Genomic DNA, 20,946 nt, shown 5'->3' with positions numbered 1-20,946 from the left:
CTCTTATGGTGACGTGTTATCACTAAAAATTTTGTTGTATGGTCATCACTTGATCACCACGTTTTATTTCTATTTTTACTTGCCCAGCTCGACGAGCTTGTTCAAGTAACTGCACATCCGTTTGTCCTTGCCCAACCGTTTGACCATTTAAAGAAACAATCCGGTCACCCGGCCTTAAACCTAACTTATTTCGAAGCGCAGTGGGTGTACGTTCTGTAACTTCAAAACCTTCGCTTGAGTTCCCGCTTACGCCCATATCACGTAGATATTGTTCACGGTTCCCTTGCATTTGCTGAATAGCCTGTCCAAGCGCTTCTTGAGTCGTATTAACAGGTGCTGATGGTTGAGACGCTGTAGCAGTTGGTTGTGAGGCATCTGGTGTCATGGGTTGATACAAACCGTTTGGCAAACCTTTGAACTGAAGTTCACGAGTACTGCCATTACCTTGACGCAATATAACGTGATCCCAATAAACTTCTGCCAACTGATAAGATGTAGAGCCTATTGTTTCCCCCACCCGATATCGGTCAGCAGTATTATCAAGCTTAATAACCGCTGAGGAAAAACGGTTCGGATAGCCCACCATCACACCCTGCAATTCTAGGTTGACATTTTCCTGAGCTGCATTGGCTGAAGGTTCATTAAAAAGCGAAAAAGTACTAATGTTAGGAATTTGCGGCTGCTGTGATCCCAACTCTACCCGATCAAATTGCATCATTTGGGGAGGTGCAATGACCCACCAAAATAATGAAGCCAATTTCCAACACAGCCATAAAATTAAAAAGGCAAATACAACAACACTTAACCGATCTAATTTTTGCCATTGTAGTTGCTGTAATTTTTCAATCCATACTTTCATTATTAGTTACCCCCTTGTATTAAGGGTTGACGAGAACTAATGACAAAAGTATCTAAACCGGCTTTTCCATCATAAGACGGAATATTCAGCAATAATCTTTGTGTAAGCTGCACATCAAGCATCATATTGGCATCTAATAGAAGATTTGCCATTTTTTGACTGCGTTGATCACGTATATCAACCTGTAATTGACCATTTTGATCCGTTAATTGCCCATTTAAAGAAGGCATATTCATCCGGTCTTGACGGTCACCAATATTATAAATTAAAGCACCACCACCCCAATGCAATTGACCATCAACTGCGGCGAAACCTTGCTCTTTTTTATAATTAAAATCAATATCTTTTAACTGGATACTGTTCACAGGCCATTGCCAGTTCACAATTTGTTTTAATGTTTCAGGCGCAATTTGACCATTCATTGCTCTAACAAGTACTTTTTTACCAACACCATAGGCCATTACCCCAGATAATTGGGTATTTCCACTATGGATATCCACATCAGCAGCGAACCTTAATAAAAACAGGTCAAGAGGTCTAGTTTTCCAATGAATCGAGCCTCTCAAAGTACCGCGCCGCCAATCTGCTTGGCCCTGCCAGATATTTCCACTTACATTGTGTAGAGTTTGATTATTCTTTGAAAATTTAGAAATAAGCCACGTCGCTGGGATCTGTAAAATAATAAAAATTAAAAATGCAATGAGGGCAAATAACCACCACTTCCACTGCTTAGACTTTTTCTTCATTCAGCCTTACCAACATGCAAATTATCGTCCTTATTTTGAGAGTAGCTCCCTAGTCTGACATTATGCATACTTTTTCAACATCGCCAATTCACTTCATATAAAAAAACCAAGCAATCGGCTTGGCTTCTGTAATAAGACTATAAGTTGAACGTATGACAAAATCATGAAAACTGGCTAATCAACTTACTAAATGTACACTTGATCTCAACAATCTATTTAAAGATGAATTTAAACACTCAAATTCTTAAATAATATTTATAGCAAAATTTTAAATATTTTCACGCATAAAAAAGCCAGGCAAATTTGCCTGGCTTTTTAGATCAGCAATACGATTAGATTAAGAAATCTTCAAGTTTTGCGCCTTTTTCAATTTCAGCAACTAACCAGCGTGGTTGTTTACCACGGCCAGTCCAAGTCTCTTCAGAATTGTTTTTGTTGCGGTAACGAGGCTCAACAGATTTACGTGTTGTTTTCTTACGTTTTTGAGCACCAAACTCAAGAAGTTGTTCAACACTAAAACCTACATTTTCAGCGATCTCGATAATTTGATTATAAGCATCTTCAATTGCTTGATCTTTTTTACTTACAATTAAAGCTTCAGCTTCTGCTTGTAAACGTTTTAACTCTTCAACAGATAATTCACTGATATCCGGTTTCATTAATAAATACTCCAGTCTTACAGACAATTCAAAATAATACAGACAAAATTTAAAAACATAAAATCAAGACCAATATTATTTATAATCCATTCAATAAGCAATAGTTTGAAAGCCGTGTTCATCAGAATAATCAAAAAAATTACCTTTTAATTACATTATCAATTATAAATGACATATATTTTATTAATATTTATTTAAGATAAATGTATTAAGTCATGTCCAACAGTTTTTTCTAGCTCAATAATTTTTTGTTTTATCTCTTGAGGTATTTCACATTTTCGTTCTGTTAATTTATCTACGCATACCATAACAGCTTCACCCGTAGCTACGATTTGTTGTTGTGTTTCGCTCCATAATATATAAGCCATACGGAATGCACTATTACGGAGCTCTTCCACGCGAACACCGACTTTCAATACATCGGGATAAAAAACAGGCTTTAAGTATTTGCATTGGCTTGAAGCGACAACGGTATATAATTGTGGGGTTAATATATTTATCGCTTCCATATATAAAATACGTGAGCTTTCAATATATCGATAATATTGTACATTATTGACATGACCAAAAGCGTCCATATCTCCCCACGCTACTTTCTGTTCATATATTATCGGGTAGACAGACAGTTCTTTCATTTTTGCCTCATATTTTAAATTTTAAAAAATTCGCATCATTTTCAAAGATTAGGTTTAACTGATTGATTAACACTTCATCTTCTTTAAGGGTAGACTTAATACGCAAATAGCTCATTAAAATATTATCTGGATATAATGTTAATAATGTTTCAGCCTCTGCTTGACGTCCGGTTGCCATATAGACATGCCATTTTGCAAAAGTTAAAACTGGCAAATTCATATATTGATTTTCAAGCTCAATAATTTTTTCTTCAACATCAGCATAGTCTGGAACCTGTTTAAGCAACTGTTGCTGAAACCACAGGTAAAACACTTCTGGATCAAATTGCTCTTTTAATAAGTGTAGTGTTAAGGCTGCATGCTGCATGCTCATATCAGGCATACGTGCTAATAGTTTGAGCCATAACAACTTACTGCTATAAGGTCGAGTTTGGATCTCAGACTCTAAATCCAGATAACGTTGTTGCAAGGCATGTAGATCATCGATAGAAGCTTGATCAAACTGCTGAAGAAGCTGCTGCAACCATAAATCACGGTGTTCAGCATCTAATAACCCATACTTCATTGACCGCAAATATACCCATGGATGTTGCAGCGCTAATTGTCCCCATAACGCAGTTAATCTTTGCTGGTAAGCGGTTTCTATTTCCTCAAGCCAAGGCGATAACTGATGCTGGTATAAAAACTCAAGATGAGTTAATGCACGGTCAGCCTCGTTTTCAGCTAAGAAGATTTCGATTCGCTGTAACTCGGCCAATTCAAATGCCATGGGTGGTGATTGATCTAAAGCAGCCAATGCTTTTGGATAGTCTCCACTTAAAACCAGAAACTTGGCATCAATAATATTTTTTAAAAGTCCTGATTGAGTAAAAACACGTTCAATAAATACACGTTGGTCTTCGGCAGCCTCTAATAACCAGACAATACCTAATTGTTCATAGGGATGAAGGTTTTTAAACTGGAAGATGTTTTCACTTTTTCTTTGCTCACGAGAGGAATAACGTTTAATCCAAAGCCATACGAGTTGTGCAATAAAACTCACTACCACAAAAGCAAGGGTTAATCCCCAGACATTTGTTTGCAACTGCAATTGTCGCCAGTAGATATAGACATACCCCATTCCATAGCCATAACTAAATAAAGCTAAAGCTGCAAAGAGTATTAAGCTAATTACGAAATAAACCGACAGGAGGTGTTTCATATCTCCTCCTTATGAGCCAATTAGACCAAGTGTAGATAATTTAGGAACAGGCACTACCGATAAATGTGCCACTTTAGCAATACGTTTTTTTAACTGCTGACTCGTTGCATCAGGCATTTCATCTAGCTTTTGCATCACAGATTGCAACTCATTTTGGTACTCTGTCATTTTCCCTTCATTGAGTGCCTGTTCCGCAATTAATAATCTTAATTGCACTTCTTTGAGCACTACACTTCGATTCATTAAATTAATAGACGGCGTTTCTACTTTTTCTATACGGAACCATTTTTTCCACCAAGATACAGACTCGGACTGATCCATCTCAAGTTTAGGCTGAGCTAAGGCTTGCTGAATATTTTTATCAATCGTCTGTAATAAATCGTCAATCAATTGATGGCGTTGATTTTGGGCCAATGTGAATTGCTGAACTGCCTGTTTATCCTGCTCCAGCGATTGGTTCAAGCTATGTTGCAATGCAGGGGCAATTTCATAGTGTAGAAGAGATTGCTGTAACTGGTTTAATTGATCAACTGCGTAAATCAATTGTTGCTGATCAATTGCAAATTGAATTAAATCTAACTTTTGTTTTATTAAAACTGTAGGGGCAATACCCATCGGCGGGACTTCTAAATTGCCTGCCGGACTCAGTTTATTTCCTGTATTTACAGGTTGATTCTGTAATTGTCGCTGTAAAGCAACCAATTGATCATTTAGATTGGCATAGTGCTGTTCTGATTGAAGCAGACTTTGCTTAAGCTCGGGAACAGTACGAGAAATTTGCCACATATCGTAACTGAGCTTAGCCAACCAAGCCATGCCCAGTAAAATGATGATAGAAACAAGTTTTCTCATACGAATCCTTATAATGCCTGAATGTGATGAATCATCCCCGAAGGCGATAAATTTTCAAGTTGAATAATGTGAAAATGAGCCTGTTGCTGATCGCGATATTCTTTAACAATTTGAAAAAGACGTGGCCCTAAAACCAAATATACACAATCAGCTTGTACATTATTTTTTGAACAAAGCTCTAACCAATACTTCCAGCTCGCCTCACTGGTAATTAAGACCAGCCATTTGTTTAAATTATAATTTGAATTCTGTGTCAGATGTTTGAATGTGGAATATGAGGCTTCTGGACACTGCCGATGATATAAAACGAAATTTAAAATCTGAATTTCTTGCTGTTGCAAGGTCTCCATCATAAATTGACGTCCACCTTCTCCTCGCCAAAAAGCGACGCTACAAGCCTGCCTCATATTATGGAGAATAGGGAGATTTAACATCCCCTCAGAGGTTTCAACATCTGGAATATGCGCTTCTATTCCATACTCATTTAGACAATTGGCCGTTGACTGTCCAACGGCAATCCACTGAATATGCTTCAAGTCAGATAGTTTTAAACCGCTTTGAAGTAAATACTTCATCCCCACATCAACGGCGGTTGGGCTCACTACAACTATAGCTTGTGCTTTAACTAATTGTTGGTAAAGCTGAAGTAAATGTTCGGAAAAGGGTTTAGCAACGAGTTCTAAAAGAGGTAAAGACTCAACCTGATAACCTTCATTTTGCAAAACTTCTGTTAATTCTGCAGCCCGAGAATCAGGTCGAGTATTAATAAACAACATGGCTTAGTAGAGAGCCTTTAATAGCTCACCAGCGCCCTGATCAAGTAAGTTTCGAGCAAGGTTTTCACCCAATTGCTGAGCATTGCTGGCTTCATCTGTCAGTTCAGCACGTAATAATGTTTGACCATCGGCACTTCCGACACGACCTTCAATATGGATTTGTCCATTTTGTAGTGTGGCATAACCTGCAATTGGTACCTGACAACCGCCTTCAAGATAAGCATTAAAGGCACGCTCAGCACGCACACAAACATCTGTTTCTTGGTGTAATAAAGGTTGAATTAAAGCTAATACTTCGTTGTCAGCTGCACGGCATTCCAAACCCAATGCACCTTGACCCACAGCAGGCAAACTGATGTCTGGTGTTAAACAATGACGGATACGTTCTGACAATCCTAAGCGCTTCAAACCAGCACTGGCCAAAATAATCGCGTCGTATTGACCATCATCTAGTTTCGCTAAACGCGTTCCAACATTTCCACGCAAATCAATAATTTGCAAATCAGGGCGTTGTTTTAAAATCTGAGATTTACGACGTAAACTTGATGTACCAACTTTTGCACCTTGAGGTAGGTCAGCAAATTTTTCAAATTGATTTGAAACGAAAGCATCTAATGGATCTTCACGTTCACAAATTACCGCCAAGGTTAAACCTTCTGGCAAAGCCATCGGGACATCTTTCATTGAATGTACGGCTAAATCTGCACGCCCATCTAAAAGTGCTGCTTCTAACTCTTTAACAAACAGCCCTTTCCCACCAATTTTTGCTAAAGGCGTATCTAAGATTTTATCGCCCTGCGTGACAAACTTAACCAACTCCACCGTTAAATCTGGGTGAAGCTCCTGTAATCGGGCACGAATATATTCTGCCTGCCAAAGAGCAAGTGGGCTTTGTCGTGTAGCAATTTTCAAGGTTTTCATAAATTCAAGCATGGGCTGGTCAAACAATACACCCTAAACTTAACTTGATCCCTTAAAATTGCAAGTAAAATCTCGCACGTAAAAGATAACTCTTTTTAAGTTTAGAGCTGATGAATCCGGTCTCTAAGCATAGATAAATGTCGACGGCTCACCGAAAGTCGTTCATCTAAACCACGTAATCGAACCTGATATTGCCCCGAACTGACCAACTCCAATCCATCTAAATATGCAACTGCAACCAACGCATTGCGATGAATGCGAATGAATTGATCTGCAAATTCGGTTTCAAGCTCTTTTAATGTTTCATCAATTAATACACTGCCATTTTGATGACGCACCGTGACATATTTCTGATCTGCTAAAAAATAATAAATATTCTCCACAGGAATCAGCTCAACCCCACGATAGGTTTTGGCAGCAATTTGATGTCGCTGTGTTTTTAGATCATGTAAAAAATCATGTTGTGGCAAAGCATTAAGCTGTGCTCGAGTAAGCTGAGTCAGTTGACTAAAAACTTGTTCAAGTTCTTGAGGGTCGATCGGTTTAAGAAGATAAGCTTGAGCCTGAGATTTAAATGCTTCCAATGCATGTTGATCATAGGCTGTACAAAATACAATCGCAGGTCTAGGGCTCAGCTGACTTAACTGTTCTGCACAGACAAGACCATTCATACCTGGCATTTGAATATCAAGTAAAATTACATCCGGTTGATGAAGCCGCGCCTGTTCCAAGGCTTCCTGTCCATGATGAGCCGTTGATACAACTTCATGTCCCATCTTTGAAACTAAACGTGATAATCGCTCCACTGCAAGTGGTTCGTCATCACAAATCAGCACCTTCATTCATCCTCCTTGTCACCGTTAACTTGATCCATTTTTTTATGGTTAACTCTGACTAACTTATTATTTTGTTTGATATTGATAGCTCATAATGGTGGTATATAAGGTTTCACCTTTATAAACCTGAAATCTAACGGAGTTCCCATAATATGCTTTCAGGCGTTGTTTTACATTTTCAAGCGCGATTCCATGCCCTTTCCGTGAATTTATTGTATCGTCTGTATATGGGTTGGTAATGACTATACTGACCTGATTTTGCAATATTTCAACCAATACCCCGATAGTTGCTTTACCTATCATTGGTTCTACCCCATGAAAAATACTATTCTCTAACAAAGGTTGTAATGTCAATAAAGGAATAGTGATCTGTTTTAATTGCACAGATGAAAGCTCAATTTTCCAATCTACTTTTAAGCGCTCGCCCAAACGCACCTGTTCAATCATTAAATATTGTTTACTCAGCTCGATTTCTTCATGCAGACTGACCAATTTTAATTCTTGGAAGCTCGCTCGAAATAAGCGTGACAGGCTAATCAACATACCTTCGGCTTTATCTGGGTCTATCGCAATTAAGCTCACCACATTATTTAAACTATTAAATAAAAAATGGGGCTGAATCCGCGCTTGCATAGCCTGAATACGCGCATTTAACTCTGCAGATTGTTGATGCAGCCACTGTTCTCTGACATATAAATAACGTAAACAGAAAGCCCCCAGTAATATCCCATAGCTTAGATATAAAGGCACATTGGTAAAATAAATGCTCCAGCCCTGTGTTAAAGAAGCATGTTTATTTAAAAGACCAAACTGAAAAAAATTACTCATTAAGGTCGTCAAAACAACAATACCTTGCAGCATGACAAAACCAATAGCCAAGGCAAATTCTTGACGTAAGCTGCTAAAAAAATGCTGAAAGCGTTCAACCAGCGCAAAAAAGGACAAGATGATCCAATTAATAAAAACGATGTATTGTAAAAGGCGTCCACCGCTTAATGCTTGCCATGACTGAGCTTCAGCCAGTGCCAAAACCAGTGCCAAAATGTTACTTGCGATAATTAATTCGAATAAGTGTTGCCAACGACCGTTTTTCGTAAAAAAATAGGAGGAATTTTGATTTCGGTATGCTGTAGGAAACAACTTTGTTTGTTGAGCTTCGGCAAGTGATATACTCTTTTTTATTTTACTGAGCCACCATGACCACATCTTCAAATCCCCCTAATTCAGTAACCCCAGACCAAACCTCAGGTATGTGGGGTGGTCGTTTTTCTGAAGCGACGGATGCTTTTGTAGCCGAATTTACCGCCTCTGTTCAGTTTGACCAACGTTTTTATAAACAAGACATCGCTGGTTCGATTGCGCATGCTACCATGCTTGCGAAAGTTGGCGTACTCACAGAAGCAGAACGCGATGACATTATTGAAGGTTTAAGCACCATTCGCTCAGAAATTGAGGCTGGAACCTTTGAATGGCGCATCGATCTTGAAGATGTTCACATGAACATTGAATCACGTTTGACTCAACGTATTGGTATTACAGGTAAAAAATTACACACCGGTCGTAGCCGTAACGATCAGGTTGCAACCGATATTCGTCTTTACCTACGTGACGAAATTGATGACATTTTAAAATTATTAGAGCGCTTACAAAAAGGCTTGTTAGGCTTAGCTGCCAAAAATGTAAATACGATTATGCCTGGCTTCACCCACCTACAAACTGCACAGCCAGTGACTTTTGGTCATCACCTGTTAGCATGGTTTGAAATGTTAGTGCGTGACTCTGAGCGTCTTCAAGATTGCCGTAAGCGTGTCAACCGTCTGCCACTTGGTTCTGCCGCTCTTGCTGGTACAACATATCCAATTGACCGCGCTTATACAGCAGAACTATTAGGTTTTGAAGCTGTATGTGAAAACTCTCTTGATGCCGTATCTGACCGTGACTTTGCCATTGAGTTTAATGCAGCTGCGTCTTTAATTATGATGCACTTATCACGTATGTCAGAAGAACTGATTCTTTGGACTTCTGCACAGTTCAAATTTGTGAATATTCCTGATCGTTTCTGTACTGGTTCTTCAATCATGCCACAGAAGAAAAATCCGGATGTTCCTGAACTGATCCGTGGTAAATCAGGTCGTGTATTTGGTGACTTAATTAGCTTACTTACGCTAATGAAAGGTCAACCATTGGCGTACAACAAAGACAACCAAGAAGATAAAGAACCTTTATTTGATGCAATTGATACGGTTCGTGGTTCACTCATGGCTTTCGCAGACATGATTCCTGCGTTAGTTCCAAATATTGAAATTATGCGTGAAGCTGCACTTCGTGGATTCTCGACTGCAACCGATCTTGCTGACTATTTAGTGAAAAAAGGCGTTGCTTTCCGTGATGCGCATGAAATTGTAGGTAAGGCTGTTGCTTTAGGCGTAGCTGAAGAAAAAGATTTATCTGAATTATCGCTTGAGCAGTTACAACAATTCTCTGACTTAATCACAGCAGATGTGTTTGATAAAGCTCTAACACTAGAAGCTTCAGTAAATGCACGTGATCATATTGGTGGAACTTCACCAAAACAGGTAGAAGCTGCAATTGCTCGTGCCCATACACGTTTAGAACAGTTATACGCTTAAGGATAAAACATGAGTCGACAAGTATTTTGCCGCAAATATCAAAAGGAAATGGAAGGTCTAGACTTCGCTCCATTTCCTGGTGCTAAAGGCCAAGATTTTTTTGAAAATGTTTCTAAGCAAGCATGGCAAGAATGGTTAAAACACCAAACTACGCTGATTAATGAAAAACGCTTAAACGTGTTTGAACCAGATGCGAAGAAGTTCCTTGAAGAACAACGTGAGAAGTTTTTCAATAATGATGAAAGCGTAGAAAAAGCTGAAGGCTGGAAACCAGAATAATCGGTTTGTTTCAGCTTACTCATCATTAAAAAGGCGGGTCTATATACATAGATCCGCCTTTTTTTACGTGAAACTTACACAAGCATAAAAAGCCTTACATAGAGCGAACAGGACTCTACATGACATCAAAAAGCGAAGAACTTAATATCAATTCATAGCAAGAAGAACACGATCCCTGTCGTGTTTATGCACTTGATTTTCTGTCCTGAACTTCCCCCCAAAGTTCGGGACATTTTTTTATCTATTATTTTAAAAAATAAAAAAGCCTTGTTTCAAACAAGGCCTTTAAATATTTCAGCTTAAGATTACTTTTCGTGAACTTTAGCTTCAATTTCTTCAATTTTGGTATGGCGGGCATCAAAGCCTTTTGCCATGTAAATCACTTGCTCAGCAATGTTACGGGCATGGTCACCAATACGCTCTAAAGAACGTAACACCCACATCACATTAATTACACGCGCAATATGACGTGGATCTTCAATCATATAAGTCATTAAAGTACGGGTTGCTGACTGGTATTCACGGTCAATATCTGCATCGGCTAAAAGCACACGTAAAGCTTGATCTGCATCTAAACGCGCAAAAGCATCAAGTGCGTCATGAATCATGACACGAACTTGGTTACCAATATGACGGGTTTCCATATAGCCACGCGGAGAACCACCCTCTTCACAGAGGTTTTGTGCAATGCGGGCAATTTTGGCAGCTTCATCACCAATACGCTCAAGATCGGTATTGGCTTTGCTCATCGCAATAACCATACGCAAGTCAATCGCTGCCGGATGACGACGTGCCAAAATTAGCGTAAGACCTTCATCAATATCACGTTCATATTGATTCACGGCGTTATCTTTAAATTGAACATCAATCGCTAAATTTGCATCTGTATCAAGCAAGGCATGAATTGCGTTCGCCACCTGTTGTTCGACCAAGCCACCCATGGTCATGAACTTTGTGTTTACATCTTGCAAATCTTCATTAAATTGAGAAGAAATATGATGGCTTAACACCGGATTACTTGGACTCAAGGGAAGCCTCCAACATGATGGCGCAGGAATAAAATGATTGAGCATTAGAACACAGCAATCATTAAGTTTTTATGACAAAATTAAAATTCAGATAAAAGCTTTTTTTGCTCACTGATAGGTTAGCCAGCTGTTTAATTCGACCAGATCTTTTTCGCCTAACTGGCCTACCGCAGCTTTTAACCGAAGTACATTTAATAAGTAGTCATACTGACTATTAAGATAATCCTGTTTTGCCGAAAAAGCATTACGCTGCGCTAATAAAACATCAACCATACTTTTTAAGCCTTCGTTATAACTCGCTTTTGAAGCTTGAGAAACAAGCGAAGATGAATCCATTGCAGCTTTTCTTGCCTCGAGTTTTGCTTGGTCTGTATCCACCTGCATAAATGCACTTTTCACATCGACATTGGCACGGCGAATAGCTGCATCAAGTTGTGCCTGAGCTTTACTAGCCTCTACAGTCGCCTTTTTAATGGATGTTCGTGTACGCCCACCATTAAATAAATTCCAGTTCATTTCCACGCCAACCTGATCAAATTTTCCATCAGTCGAGATGAGTGTCTCTGGTGTCTGCTTTGTATATCCATAACTTGCAACAGCATCAATTTGAGGATAAAGCGCAGCTTTTTCTACACGACGCTGATCCTCACTATATTGTTGCTGTAAACGTGCTTGTTGAATCTTTAAGTTTTTTTGCTGGGCCAAAGAAAGCCAATCATTAAGCTGGGCTGGATACGGCTTTTGAAAACTAAAATCACCACGCAATACTGCAAGCTTATCTTCATAAGAACCAATATATTCGGAAAGCTGTTCTTGGGCTAAAAGTAATTGAACATTGGTGGCAATACGATTGGCTCTAGCATTTTGATATTGAGCATTTGCCTCACTCACATCACTACGTGCTACCAACCCCTCTTTGAGTTTGGCATTCATCATATTGAGTTGCTCAAGCAAAGCTTTTTCTTCCTGTAAGTATGCAACGCTTAATGCCTGCTGACGCAGCACATTAAAGTAGGCTTCTGCTACATTTAAAACATGGTCTTGTTTTTGCAATCTTAAAGTGATTTCACTTAAGGCAACCGAAGTTTTAACTTGCTTATAACCTTCCCAAGCATCCATTCGAAACAGTGGCTGACGTGCAGTTAAAGTCGCTTGACGAGTGGTTGAAGTATTACTCACCAAGGCATCTGAAAGCCCTTCTTGGTCAACCCCCGGAAAATTAGAACGCTTCACCGTTTGTCTATTACGAGTAATATTTCCTGACAATGTGACCGTTGGTAATAAGGCACCAGTTGCCAAGCCTAAATTAAGTTGATCTGCTTCAAATTGTTGTTGATTGGCTTGCCATGTTGGGTCATTTTGTTTTGCGCGCTCATAAGCCTCAACTAAATCTAGAGCAAAACTGGAAGATGCAAAACTCCAAAGGCCAACAGCGACCATTAATTTTATTTTCATTGTTCAAATCAACGATAAAACTTGCCTTTAAGACTAAGAAAAAATCCAAGCAAACTCAAGCCATTAAAAGTTTTAGTTTTTTAAGCGTTCTCATTTTTTGACAATATTAAAATACAAATGAAAATCAAAAACATGCCTATCCAACCCACCCATGAAATATGCTCACCAACCAACACGATGGCAAAAAGTGCGGCAACTAAAGGTTCAAATAAAGTTAAGGTCGTCGCTTTACTGGCATTTACTGTTTTTAGACCAAAACCAAAAAGTAAATAACCCAAAAACATAGGAATCAGCATCATATACCCAGCAACAAGTAAATTGGTTGAACTTTGCAACAACCCTCCACCTGTAACCAGTAAAGTAGGAAGCAAAATAACTGCCCCACCACCCATAATCATGCCCATTGCAGCTTTAGCAGCAACACCCCGATCTATTAACCTTTTAGCAGCCCATGAATAAAGTGAATAAGTTGTAGCCGCGACAAGCCCAAGAAAAATACCGAAGATTTTATTCCATTCATTTGTACCCTCTTGGACCGCATGGTTTTCACCCATAGATAACAAACTTACGCCCATAACACCAAAAATAAAACTTAAGAACCAGATCGCTGACAAAGACTTCCGATCAAAGAATCGTTCTAAAATTGCTGCGATCAGTGGCGCTGCACCAATAGAAACCACGGTGCCAATCGTAATTCCTGCATAATGCATTGAGGAATAAAAAGCTAAAGGATAAATACCAACTGCCGCAACACCTAAAAGCAGTATTAGAAGGTTTTGCCTTATAAATTGTCGGTTTTCTCGTATCGCCCGCGATGCAACCAAAGCTTGCAAAAGACCGCCTCCACCCATAGCCACAGCACCAATGGCGAGTGGTCCAAGTGTTGGTGCAAATGCCGCCGCAGTACCTGTTGTTCCCCATAAAACAGAAGCAACTAAAATCGCAATTGTACCGCCATAACTACTATTTTTAATGAGGCTAATCATGTTGGCCTTCTCTCTTTAGAAGATCTTCTGCCATTTGTTTTGCTAACAGAAGTTGACGACTACTTCCTTCCAACCCTGCTCTTGCCATAGAACCTTCTAAAAGAAAGGAAAGCTGTGTAGCCACGTAGCTAACGCGCTGCGAGTCTGGTATTAATTTTTTTAAATGTTCAGCAACAATAGCTTCAACCTCTTCTTTATGCTGTCTGACAGAACTTCGCCCTGCACTATTCGCTGGAAATTCCGCTGCTGCATTAAGCAAACCACATCCTCGAAAGCCTTTTTCATAGGCAAATTCTGCATGATCTTGATAGGCATCAAACACTGCCAAAATAGCTTCTGTAGCTGATTTTGTTGTCTCTAAACGTTTTTGATAAAGATCAAGCCATTCTTGATGCCGTGCAGCAATGTAGGCATCAACAAGCTCGCCTTTTGAGGAAAAATTATTATAAAGCGACATCTTAGCAACATCTGCTTTTGCCGTAACCGAGTTAATTCCAGTTGCAGTAATGCCATCGTTATAAAACAAGGTTGCTGCTGCATCGAGAATTTTCTGTCTCGCTGTTTTATCATTCATAGTTTTATTTTTAAGTAGACCGACCTACCTAATAATAAAGATTTCTAACAATGATGCAATCTTTTTCCGAGTTATAATTTGAGCAATGTTCACTTCGATAAAAATACAATGATGAAAAAATTTCTAATGATGAGTGTGTGTAGCGCACTAATTTTATCTGGATGTAATAAAACATCGCAGCAAGATCAAGCTGCTTCTAAAGAGCAAAAATCAACTGAACAAAAGCCTGTAAGCAAACAAAACAATAGCTGTATCGAAATCAATGCCGCAATACAGAAGATTAATCAGAACAGTAAAATAGAAGACTTAAATCAAATTAATGAGAAGCTGAAAACATGTGTTCCATCTTTAAAGAATGATGAGCAGCTTAAGCTTATTAATGCATCAACTACCATGTATCAACGTTTTCTAAAGCAAGACTACACTGACAAAACAGCCAGAGCTTTTGAAGCTTTTGGCTATGCCGTTTTAGAACAAAAACAACGAGACCCTAAAAAAGTCATCCAAAGCCAGAAAAAATTATTCGACCAACTTAGTCCACGTGACCAATACTTACTTCAACATAATGGTGAAGCCTATATTGACCTCCTTTATCAAGGCGAAGGCATGTTTACCTATCGACGTCAGCCCAACTATCTGGTTGATGTTTTCTCTAAAGCCTTACCCATTGACCAAAAAGAGTTCTTAACTCGTATGGCGAAAGACAATCAGGATATTTTCTATAACGATGGTGCTTTGGCTGTTTCATGGAAAGAACTTACTGAACGAGCACTTTTTTGGGAAAAATTTATTCAAAAATATCCAAAAAGCCACTTTATTAATGATGCAAAACTACTCTTTAACGAATATCGCTATTTTATTTTCTTCGGCCTAGATAACACCCCTGTGTCAGATGAATATGCACCGAACACATGGTTTGATAAAGATGCCCTTCAGCAAATCCGCTTTCTATCTACACAGAGCCAGTCAAGTTTAGCAAAACCTGCCCTGCAATTTCTTAAGTTTATTGCCACGCCTGTAGAAGAGCGCAATAAGCAATTTAAAATAGATTTAACTGAAAAGAATGGCGATAAAAAATCAAATTATCAGATTACCCATGAACAACTTGAGCAGCTATTAAAATTTGATTCGCCATGGAACACTGAAGTCTATCGTGACTGCCATATAGATGCGGTTTGTATAGATACAAATTGACAATGCCAGCCAACCTAAATCATGTTAGTCTGTAATTCGCTTGACGGAGCGCGAGTAATAGCTCGCTGAGATTGTGTAAATTCCGTGTTATCGCAACACAAGTTTGATCACAAGTACCGTTGAACCTGATCAGGTTAAGACCTGCGTAGGAATCAAGCCATCTGAAAACCTAAGCCTCAAATTTATCTAGTAAAGATAAATCCGCCATCGTTTTTGGTCGTGCTTGATTCGTTGATGTTATTCATAAGGATCATGTAATGAACCAGTTAACGAATCTCTCTTCTGTTGAAATTTCAGCGCAACATGAACAAGATGCAAAAGATTTAACTCGCATCTTACCCGCTTCAAAAAAAGTTTATATTGAAGGCTCTCGCCCTGACATTCAGGTTCCAATGCGGGAAATTTCTCTCACCGATACCCCTACTGGTCTTGGTGGCGAACATAATCCCCCTGTTATGGTCTATGACACTTCAGGTGTTTATACCGACCCAAATGTTCAAATTGATTTAGACAAAGGTTTACCTTCAGTTCGCCAAAACTGGATTGAAGAACGTAATGATACTGACGTACTTTCTGGCTTAACTTCAACGTTTGGTCAGGAACGTTTAAAAGATATCCGTACCGCAGATATTCGCTTTGCCCACATTCAAAATCCACGCCGTGCCAAAGCTGGCAAAAATGTCTCTCAAATGCACTATGCCAAGCAAGGTATTATCACACCTGAAATGGAATATATTGCAATTCGCGAAAATCAGCGCCAGCGTGAAGGTGTTGATACGCGCCAGCATCCGGGACAAAATTTTGGTGCAAAAAATTTAAAAGAAATTACACCTGAATTTGTTCGCCAAGAAGTTGCTGAAGGTCGCGCAATTATTCCTGCAAACATTAACCACCCAGAACTTGAGCCAATGATTATTGGTCGTAACTTCTTGGTTAAAATTAATGCCAACATTGGTAACTCAGCGCTTGGTTCTTCAATTGATGAAGAAGTTGCCAAAATGACATGGGCAACCCGTTGGGGTGCTGACACCATTATGGATTTGTCGACAGGTAAAAATATTCATGAAACACGTGAATGGATTATTCGTAACTCACCTGTTCCAATCGGCACCGTGCCAATTTATCAAGCATTAGAAAAAGTGGATGGTGTTGCAGAGGACCTGACTTGGGAAATCTTTAAAGACACGCTCATCGAACAAGCTGAACAAGGCGTTGATTACTTCACGATTCACGCAGGCGTATTACTTCGCTACGTACCACTCACTGCAAACCGTTTGACCGGTATTGTGTCTCGTGGTGGTTCAATCATGGCACAGTGGTGTTTAGCTCATCATGAAGAAAACTTCTTGTACACACATTTCGATGAAATCTGTGAAATCATGAAAGCCTACGATGTTTCATTTAGCTTAGGCGATGGCCTACGTCCGGGCTGTATCCAAGACGCAAATGACGAAGCACAATTCAGCGAACTTAAAACACTCGGTGAACTCACTCATCGTGCATGGGAACATGATGTACAAGTCATGATTGAAGGCCCTGGTCATGTACCAATGCACATGATTAAAGAAAACATGGACTTGCAGCTAGAAGTTTGTAAAGAAGCGCCATTCTATACGCTTGGGCCTTTAACGACTGATATCGCTCCGGGTTACGACCACATTACCTCTGCAATTGGTGCAGCCATGATTGGTTGGTATGGCACAGCGATGCTTTGCTATGTCACGCCAAAAGAGCATTTGGGTCTACCAAACAAGAAAGATGTTAAAGATGGGATTATTACCTACAAGCTTGCAGCTCACGCGGCCGATCTTGCTAAAGGACATCCGGGTGCACAGGTTCGCGATAATGCCTTATCAAAAGCGCGTTTTGAATTCCGTTGGGATGATCAGTTCAACTTAAGTCTGGACCCTGACACAGCTCGTAGTATGCATGATGAAACCTTACCGAAAGAGGCTCACAAATCTGCACACTTTTGCTCAATGTGTGGACCAAAGTTCTGCTCGATGAAAATCACCCAGAATGTTCGTGACTATGCCAACAACCTCACCAATATTAATACAGAGGTTGAAGAAGGCCTCAAAACCATGAAAGAGGTTTATCAAGAACAAGGACAAAAACTGTATCACAAAGTGTAAATATTCAAAAAAAACACTTGCCTAGCCATGATTCTCAGTTAGGATGAAATAAATAGATTTTATCCTGACTGGCTCATGAGCATTGTTGAACATCCAAGCTATATATCTGAAGATGTCGAAATAACATCCCGTGAATATGTATTCCGCGGTTTTATTCAGGTTGAAAAAGTCAGCCTTCGACATCGTCTATTTAACCAGTCTGAATATACCTCTGTAATACAGCGCGAGCTTATTCATCGCCCTGAAGCTGCAGGCGTTTTACTCTACAACGATCAAAAACAACAGTTCGCATTGATTGAACAGTTTCGTGTTGGTGCTTTAGATGACCCTCACTCCCCATGGCAACTGGAAATAATCGCAGGCGTGTTAGACGGTGATGAAACACCCGAGAGTTGTATTCGTCGAGAGAGCCTCGAAGAGTCAGGGTGTGCAGTTCAGGATTTACAACATCTATTTAGCTTTTATCCGTCAGCTGGTGCGTGCTCGGAGTTATTTCATCTCTATGTTAGCGAAACCGATTTACCTGCTGAAGGCGGTGTTTTTGGTGTAGATAATGAGGGTGAAAATATTCAACTGCACTTATTTAATTATAGTGAAATCCAGACGTTACTCGACAGCGGACGTTTAAGAAATGCTCCTGTCATTATGGCATTACAATGGCTGTCTCAACACATCACAACGATAATAAAATCCGACGAGGTAGGACGGTGACTTTTCAAGTCTCAACACTTTCACAAAAAGACCATGTCATTATACAAATTACCGATACTCACTTATTGGAGTATCCGCACTTAGAATTTGTGGGGATGAATCCTGAAGAAAGTTTTCATGCAATTATTCAACAGATCCTGAAAAAACATCCTGAAACTGATGCCATTATCCATACCGGAGATCTGGCTCAAGCACCAACGCCTATTACGTACAAACGTTATATTCAATATATGCAAACGTTAGGTCTGCCATTTTTTCAGACACTGGGTAATCATGATAACGTTGACCATTTCCCATTGCATAAAGAAAACCATCAGGAACCTGTGGTGATTGGCTTAGGAAACTGGCGTGTTATTTTATTAAATAGTGCGGTACAAGGTCAGATTGATGGACATCTGTCACCAGAACAACTACAAAATTTAGCGACATTACTCGAAGAATTTTCAGATAACCCTGTTTTATTGGCTTGTCATCATCATCCTTTTGCAATGAAATCCAAATGGATTGATCATCACAAGTTACAAAATTCTAATGCGTTGCTTACAACATTAGCTCCATTTAAAAATGTAAAAGCTTTAGTCTGCGGGCATGTTCACCAAGACTCACTCAACACTTGGCAAGGGGTCGAATTTTTCTCGACCCCATCGACCAGTGTTCAGTTTAAACCGTTTAGTAATGACTTTGCCCTAGACCAAAATGCTCCCGGCTACCGTTACATTCGTCTAAAAAACGATGGTAGTTTTGAAACCGAAGTCTTCCGTCTTGAAAATTTTCAGAGCCTTATAAATACTGATATTTCAGGCTATTAGCTCTATTTTTTATATGCTTATATGCAATTATGACTAGGGTAAACACGTTTTGAAAATATTTACGGGTCGGAATGACTATCATCTTGCAGGAAAAATCTATATGATGACGACCCGATGGTAAAATCCATCGATGGTTTTCTATAAAAACACTTGCATATCACCATATTTTTTGCGTATAGATAATACGTGTATGATGAGGAATGCCCTATTATGGCGAATGACAACCACAACCAAGTTTTGGATGAACATACAGAAGTTGTAGTGGAAGGTGAAAAAGCTTCTGCAAAACGTGCACGTAAAGTGAAACCTAAAACTTCTGATATAGGCACAACTGCAAGTTTATTTGGTATTGCACCTTATCAACCTAAGAAAAATGAAGAGTACATGTCTGAAGGACAGCTCGAGCATTTCCGACAAATTCTGCAAGCATGGAAAGCTGAATTGATGTCTGAAGTTGATCGTACGTTGAATACGATGCAAGACGAATCAACTGCATTGCCAGATGTGAATGACCGTGCTACCCAAGAAGAAGAGTTTGCAATTGAATTGCGTACACGTGACCGTGAACGTAAGTTAATTCGTAAAATCGAACAATCTATGGAAGCCATTAAAAATGAAGACTATGGTTTCTGTGAAACGTGTGGTATCGAAATCGGCTTACGTCGTTTAGAAGCACGTCCAACAGCAACTTTATGTATTGATTGCAAAACTTTGGCAGAAATCAAAGAGAAGCAAAATAACGGTTAATATGACCGAGGTAACTCCTAAAGAGAAACCTAGCTTTGCATATTCAGGTCGGTTTGCGCCATCGCCAACCGGCCCTTTGCATTTTGGATCACTCATTACTGCCGTTGCCAGTTATTGTGATGCAAAGGCCCATCATGGCACATGGCTCGTTCGTGTCGAAGACACAGATATTCCTCGTATTTATCCGGGCAGTGAAGATCATATTCTCACATCACTGGAAGCCTTCCAGTTCGAACCCGATGCAGAAATCATCTTTCAAAAAAACCGTTTAGACATTTATGAAAGCGTATTAGACCAACTTAAAAAAGACGGTCTTATCTATGCTTGTCAATGTACACGCAAAATGCTGGGCTCAAATGCAATCTACGCCGGAACTTGCCGCAATCTAGGGCTTGATTTTCAAGGACAAGCGATTCGGGTAAAAGTTCAAGATCAACAGATCTGTTTTGATGATCGACTACAAGGAACTCATTGTTCTAATCTGCAACACGACCTTGGAGACTTTGTTCTTAAACGCCGTGACGGGATTATTAACTATCAACTTGCCGTAGTCGTTGATGATTATCTGCAAGGCATCACCCATGTTGTTCGAGGCGCAGACCTATTAGATAATACTGAACGGCAGATCTGGCTTGGTGAGCTCTTAGGTTACCCTAAACTGAGCTATATGCACCTTCCCCTCGCCATGAACGATCAAGGGCAAAAGCTCTCTAAGCAAAACCTTGCTCAAGCACTCGATTTGTCAAAAGCTCCTCAATTGCTGCAACAAGCAATTCAAGCACTAGGACAACCTAACGTTGATTTAGACCAACCTAAAGTTATGCTTAAACAGGCGGTAGCACAGTGGAATGTAGATTTAATTCCACATGTAGAGCAGCTGAGTGGAACCTATCTATAAATAAAAAAACCCGAT

The 20,946-nt window shown here is 39.6% G+C and carries 22 protein-coding genes and 1 riboswitch; of the genes, 8 read left to right on the top strand and 14 right to left on the bottom strand.

The window, feature by feature from the left end; genetic code table 11:
* Nucleotides 1-22: 22 nt before the first annotated feature.
* The 10 genes from AC07M3_RS17690 to AC07M3_RS17645 form a co-directional block, all read right to left on the bottom strand.
* Nucleotides 23-859 carry a type II secretion system protein N gene (locus AC07M3_RS17690; RefSeq protein ID WP_494567871.1) on the bottom strand — a complete coding sequence of 279 codons (837 nt, stop codon included), beginning with the start codon at nucleotides 857-859 and terminating at the stop codon, nucleotides 23-25.
* Nucleotides 860-861: 2 nt separating this feature from the next.
* Entirely contained in the window at nucleotides 862-1,605 is a 744-nt protein-coding gene (gspN, locus tag AC07M3_RS17685) for a type II secretion system protein N (RefSeq protein WP_005037277.1), read from the bottom strand.
* Nucleotides 1,606-1,937: 332 nt separating this feature from the next.
* Nucleotides 1,938-2,264: an H-NS histone family protein gene (locus AC07M3_RS17680; protein WP_092709580.1), complete on the bottom strand. Its 327-nt coding sequence runs from the start codon at nucleotides 2,262-2,264 to the stop codon at nucleotides 1,938-1,940.
* Between the two features lie 194 nt (nucleotides 2,265-2,458).
* Nucleotides 2,459-2,899 carry an acyl-CoA thioesterase gene (locus tag AC07M3_RS17675; RefSeq protein WP_003654484.1) on the bottom strand — a complete coding sequence of 147 codons (441 nt, stop codon included), beginning with the start codon at nucleotides 2,897-2,899 and terminating at the stop codon, nucleotides 2,459-2,461.
* 7 nt (nucleotides 2,900-2,906) lie between these two features.
* Nucleotides 2,907-4,100, bottom strand: coding sequence for a heme biosynthesis protein HemY (locus AC07M3_RS17670; RefSeq protein ID WP_494567872.1), 1,194 nt, complete (start codon nucleotides 4,098-4,100; stop codon nucleotides 2,907-2,909).
* Nucleotides 4,101-4,109: 9 nt separating this feature from the next.
* Nucleotides 4,110-4,952 (bottom strand): hypothetical protein, encoded by an 843-nt coding sequence (locus tag AC07M3_RS17665; RefSeq protein ID WP_307013454.1) that lies wholly within the window; start codon nucleotides 4,950-4,952, stop codon nucleotides 4,110-4,112.
* An 8-nt stretch (nucleotides 4,953-4,960) separates the two neighbouring features.
* Nucleotides 4,961-5,728 (bottom strand): uroporphyrinogen-III synthase, encoded by a 768-nt coding sequence (locus AC07M3_RS17660; protein WP_494567873.1) that lies wholly within the window; start codon nucleotides 5,726-5,728, stop codon nucleotides 4,961-4,963.
* Nucleotides 5,729-5,731: 3 nt separating this feature from the next.
* Entirely contained in the window at nucleotides 5,732-6,649 is a 918-nt protein-coding gene (gene hemC, locus AC07M3_RS17655) for a hydroxymethylbilane synthase (RefSeq protein WP_199991456.1), read from the bottom strand.
* Between the two features lie 101 nt (nucleotides 6,650-6,750).
* On the bottom strand, nucleotides 6,751-7,491 hold the full coding sequence (locus AC07M3_RS17650) for a LytR/AlgR family response regulator transcription factor (protein ID WP_005045199.1): 741 nt from the start codon (nucleotides 7,489-7,491) through the stop codon (nucleotides 6,751-6,753).
* A gap of 60 nt (nucleotides 7,492-7,551) precedes the next feature.
* A complete protein-coding gene (locus AC07M3_RS17645; RefSeq protein WP_494567874.1) occupies nucleotides 7,552-8,691 on the bottom strand; it encodes a sensor histidine kinase in 1,140 nt (379 codons plus the stop codon).
* On the opposite strand from AC07M3_RS17645, the gene argH reads away from it, so the two are divergent.
* Both argH and AC07M3_RS17635 read left to right on the top strand, forming a co-directional pair.
* Nucleotides 8,682-10,115 (top strand): argininosuccinate lyase, encoded by a 1,434-nt coding sequence (gene argH / locus AC07M3_RS17640; protein ID WP_209734572.1) that lies wholly within the window; start codon nucleotides 8,682-8,684, stop codon nucleotides 10,113-10,115. The genes AC07M3_RS17645 and argH overlap by 10 nt on opposite strands.
* Nucleotides 10,116-10,124: 9 nt before the next feature.
* Nucleotides 10,125-10,394 carry an oxidative damage protection protein gene (locus AC07M3_RS17635; RefSeq protein WP_004795121.1) on the top strand — a complete coding sequence of 90 codons (270 nt, stop codon included), beginning with the start codon at nucleotides 10,125-10,127 and terminating at the stop codon, nucleotides 10,392-10,394.
* A gap of 305 nt (nucleotides 10,395-10,699) precedes the next feature.
* Here AC07M3_RS17635 and phoU read toward each other — a convergent pair whose 3' ends face one another.
* The 4 genes from phoU to AC07M3_RS17615 form a co-directional block, all read right to left on the bottom strand.
* Nucleotides 10,700-11,422, bottom strand: a complete 723-nt coding sequence (gene phoU / locus AC07M3_RS17630) for a phosphate signaling complex protein PhoU (RefSeq protein ID WP_003654470.1) — start codon at nucleotides 11,420-11,422, stop codon at nucleotides 10,700-10,702.
* A gap of 108 nt (nucleotides 11,423-11,530) precedes the next feature.
* Nucleotides 11,531-12,877, bottom strand: coding sequence for a multidrug efflux outer membrane protein AbuO (gene abuO, locus AC07M3_RS17625; protein WP_494567875.1), 1,347 nt, complete (start codon nucleotides 12,875-12,877; stop codon nucleotides 11,531-11,533).
* Between the two features lie 80 nt (nucleotides 12,878-12,957).
* Complete coding sequence (locus AC07M3_RS17620) at nucleotides 12,958-13,863, bottom strand: DMT family transporter (protein WP_017387749.1); 906 nt, start codon at nucleotides 13,861-13,863, stop codon at nucleotides 12,958-12,960.
* Nucleotides 13,856-14,437: a TetR/AcrR family transcriptional regulator gene (locus tag AC07M3_RS17615; RefSeq protein ID WP_494567876.1), complete on the bottom strand. Its 582-nt coding sequence runs from the start codon at nucleotides 14,435-14,437 to the stop codon at nucleotides 13,856-13,858. Before AC07M3_RS17615 ends, AC07M3_RS17620 begins: the two co-directional genes overlap by 8 nt.
* A gap of 108 nt (nucleotides 14,438-14,545) precedes the next feature.
* Here AC07M3_RS17615 and AC07M3_RS17610 point away from each other — a divergent pair, with 108 nt between their 5' ends.
* From AC07M3_RS17610 to gluQRS, 6 genes are all read left to right on the top strand, one after another.
* Nucleotides 14,546-15,631: a hypothetical protein gene (locus AC07M3_RS17610; protein WP_494567877.1), complete on the top strand. Its 1,086-nt coding sequence runs from the start codon at nucleotides 14,546-14,548 to the stop codon at nucleotides 15,629-15,631.
* Nucleotides 15,632-15,665: 34 nt separating this feature from the next.
* A riboswitch (TPP riboswitch) is annotated at nucleotides 15,666-15,800 on the top strand.
* 88 nt (nucleotides 15,801-15,888) lie between these two features.
* Nucleotides 15,889-17,766, top strand: coding sequence for a phosphomethylpyrimidine synthase ThiC (gene thiC / locus AC07M3_RS17605; RefSeq protein ID WP_003654459.1), 1,878 nt, complete (start codon nucleotides 15,889-15,891; stop codon nucleotides 17,764-17,766).
* A 75-nt stretch (nucleotides 17,767-17,841) separates the two neighbouring features.
* Nucleotides 17,842-18,477 carry an NUDIX domain-containing protein gene (locus AC07M3_RS17600; protein WP_311084243.1) on the top strand — a complete coding sequence of 212 codons (636 nt, stop codon included), beginning with the start codon at nucleotides 17,842-17,844 and terminating at the stop codon, nucleotides 18,475-18,477.
* On the top strand, nucleotides 18,474-19,286 hold the full coding sequence (gene cpdA / locus AC07M3_RS17595) for a 3',5'-cyclic-AMP phosphodiesterase (RefSeq protein ID WP_494567878.1): 813 nt from the start codon (nucleotides 18,474-18,476) through the stop codon (nucleotides 19,284-19,286). The genes AC07M3_RS17600 and cpdA overlap by 4 nt, the downstream gene beginning before the upstream one ends.
* Before the next feature lie 210 nt (nucleotides 19,287-19,496).
* On the top strand, nucleotides 19,497-20,033 hold the full coding sequence (gene dksA, locus AC07M3_RS17590; protein WP_004640678.1) for an RNA polymerase-binding protein DksA: 537 nt from the start codon (nucleotides 19,497-19,499) through the stop codon (nucleotides 20,031-20,033).
* 1 nt (nucleotide 20,034) lies between these two features.
* The gene (gene gluQRS, locus AC07M3_RS17585; RefSeq protein WP_494567879.1) at nucleotides 20,035-20,931 is read left to right on the top strand and encodes a tRNA glutamyl-Q(34) synthetase GluQRS; all 897 of its coding nucleotides are present in this window, start codon (nucleotides 20,035-20,037) and stop codon (nucleotides 20,929-20,931) included.
* Nucleotides 20,932-20,946 lie beyond the last annotated feature (15 nt).

This window comes from Acinetobacter sp. GW821-FHT09D10, from assembly GCF_059416285.1.
Note: the sequence above shows the minus strand (reverse complement) of the source record. Positions and strands in the feature narration are given on the sequence as shown.

What these genes read in the sequence shown, in the direction of transcription:
- AC07M3_RS17690 (WP_494567871.1), bottom strand. Translation starts at nt 859, where the DNA reads ATGAAAGTATGGATTGAAAAATTACAGCAACTACAATGGCAAAAATTA.
- gspN (WP_005037277.1), bottom strand. Translation starts at nt 1,605, where the DNA reads ATGAAGAAAAAGTCTAAGCAGTGGAAGTGGTGGTTATTTGCCCTCATT.
- AC07M3_RS17680 (WP_092709580.1), bottom strand. Translation starts at nt 2,264, where the DNA reads ATGAAACCGGATATCAGTGAATTATCTGTTGAAGAGTTAAAACGTTTA.
- AC07M3_RS17675 (WP_003654484.1), bottom strand. Translation starts at nt 2,899, where the DNA reads ATGAAAGAACTGTCTGTCTACCCGATAATATATGAACAGAAAGTAGCG.
- AC07M3_RS17670 (WP_494567872.1), bottom strand. Translation starts at nt 4,100, where the DNA reads ATGAAACACCTCCTGTCGGTTTATTTCGTAATTAGCTTAATACTCTTT.
- AC07M3_RS17665 (WP_307013454.1), bottom strand. Translation starts at nt 4,952, where the DNA reads ATGAGAAAACTTGTTTCTATCATCATTTTACTGGGCATGGCTTGGTTG.
- AC07M3_RS17660 (WP_494567873.1), bottom strand. Translation starts at nt 5,728, where the DNA reads ATGTTGTTTATTAATACTCGACCTGATTCTCGGGCTGCAGAATTAACA.
- hemC (WP_199991456.1), bottom strand. Translation starts at nt 6,649, where the DNA reads ATGAAAACCTTGAAAATTGCTACACGACAAAGCCCACTTGCTCTTTGG.
- AC07M3_RS17650 (WP_005045199.1), bottom strand. Translation starts at nt 7,491, where the DNA reads ATGAAGGTGCTGATTTGTGATGACGAACCACTTGCAGTGGAGCGATTA.
- argH (WP_209734572.1), top strand. Translation starts at nt 8,682, where the DNA reads ATGACCACATCTTCAAATCCCCCTAATTCAGTAACCCCAGACCAAACC.
- AC07M3_RS17645 (WP_494567874.1), bottom strand. Translation starts at nt 8,691, where the DNA reads ATGTGGTCATGGTGGCTCAGTAAAATAAAAAAGAGTATATCACTTGCC.
- AC07M3_RS17635 (WP_004795121.1), top strand. Translation starts at nt 10,125, where the DNA reads ATGAGTCGACAAGTATTTTGCCGCAAATATCAAAAGGAAATGGAAGGT.
- abuO (WP_494567875.1), bottom strand. Translation starts at nt 12,877, where the DNA reads ATGAAAATAAAATTAATGGTCGCTGTTGGCCTTTGGAGTTTTGCATCT.
- AC07M3_RS17620 (WP_017387749.1), bottom strand. Translation starts at nt 13,863, where the DNA reads ATGATTAGCCTCATTAAAAATAGTAGTTATGGCGGTACAATTGCGATT.
- AC07M3_RS17615 (WP_494567876.1), bottom strand. Translation starts at nt 14,437, where the DNA reads ATGAATGATAAAACAGCGAGACAGAAAATTCTCGATGCAGCAGCAACC.
- AC07M3_RS17610 (WP_494567877.1), top strand. Translation starts at nt 14,546, where the DNA reads ATGATGAAAAAATTTCTAATGATGAGTGTGTGTAGCGCACTAATTTTA.
- thiC (WP_003654459.1), top strand. Translation starts at nt 15,889, where the DNA reads ATGAACCAGTTAACGAATCTCTCTTCTGTTGAAATTTCAGCGCAACAT.
- AC07M3_RS17600 (WP_311084243.1), top strand. Translation starts at nt 17,842, where the DNA reads ATGAGCATTGTTGAACATCCAAGCTATATATCTGAAGATGTCGAAATA.
- dksA (WP_004640678.1), top strand. Translation starts at nt 19,497, where the DNA reads ATGGCGAATGACAACCACAACCAAGTTTTGGATGAACATACAGAAGTT.
- gluQRS (WP_494567879.1), top strand. Translation starts at nt 20,035, where the DNA reads ATGACCGAGGTAACTCCTAAAGAGAAACCTAGCTTTGCATATTCAGGT.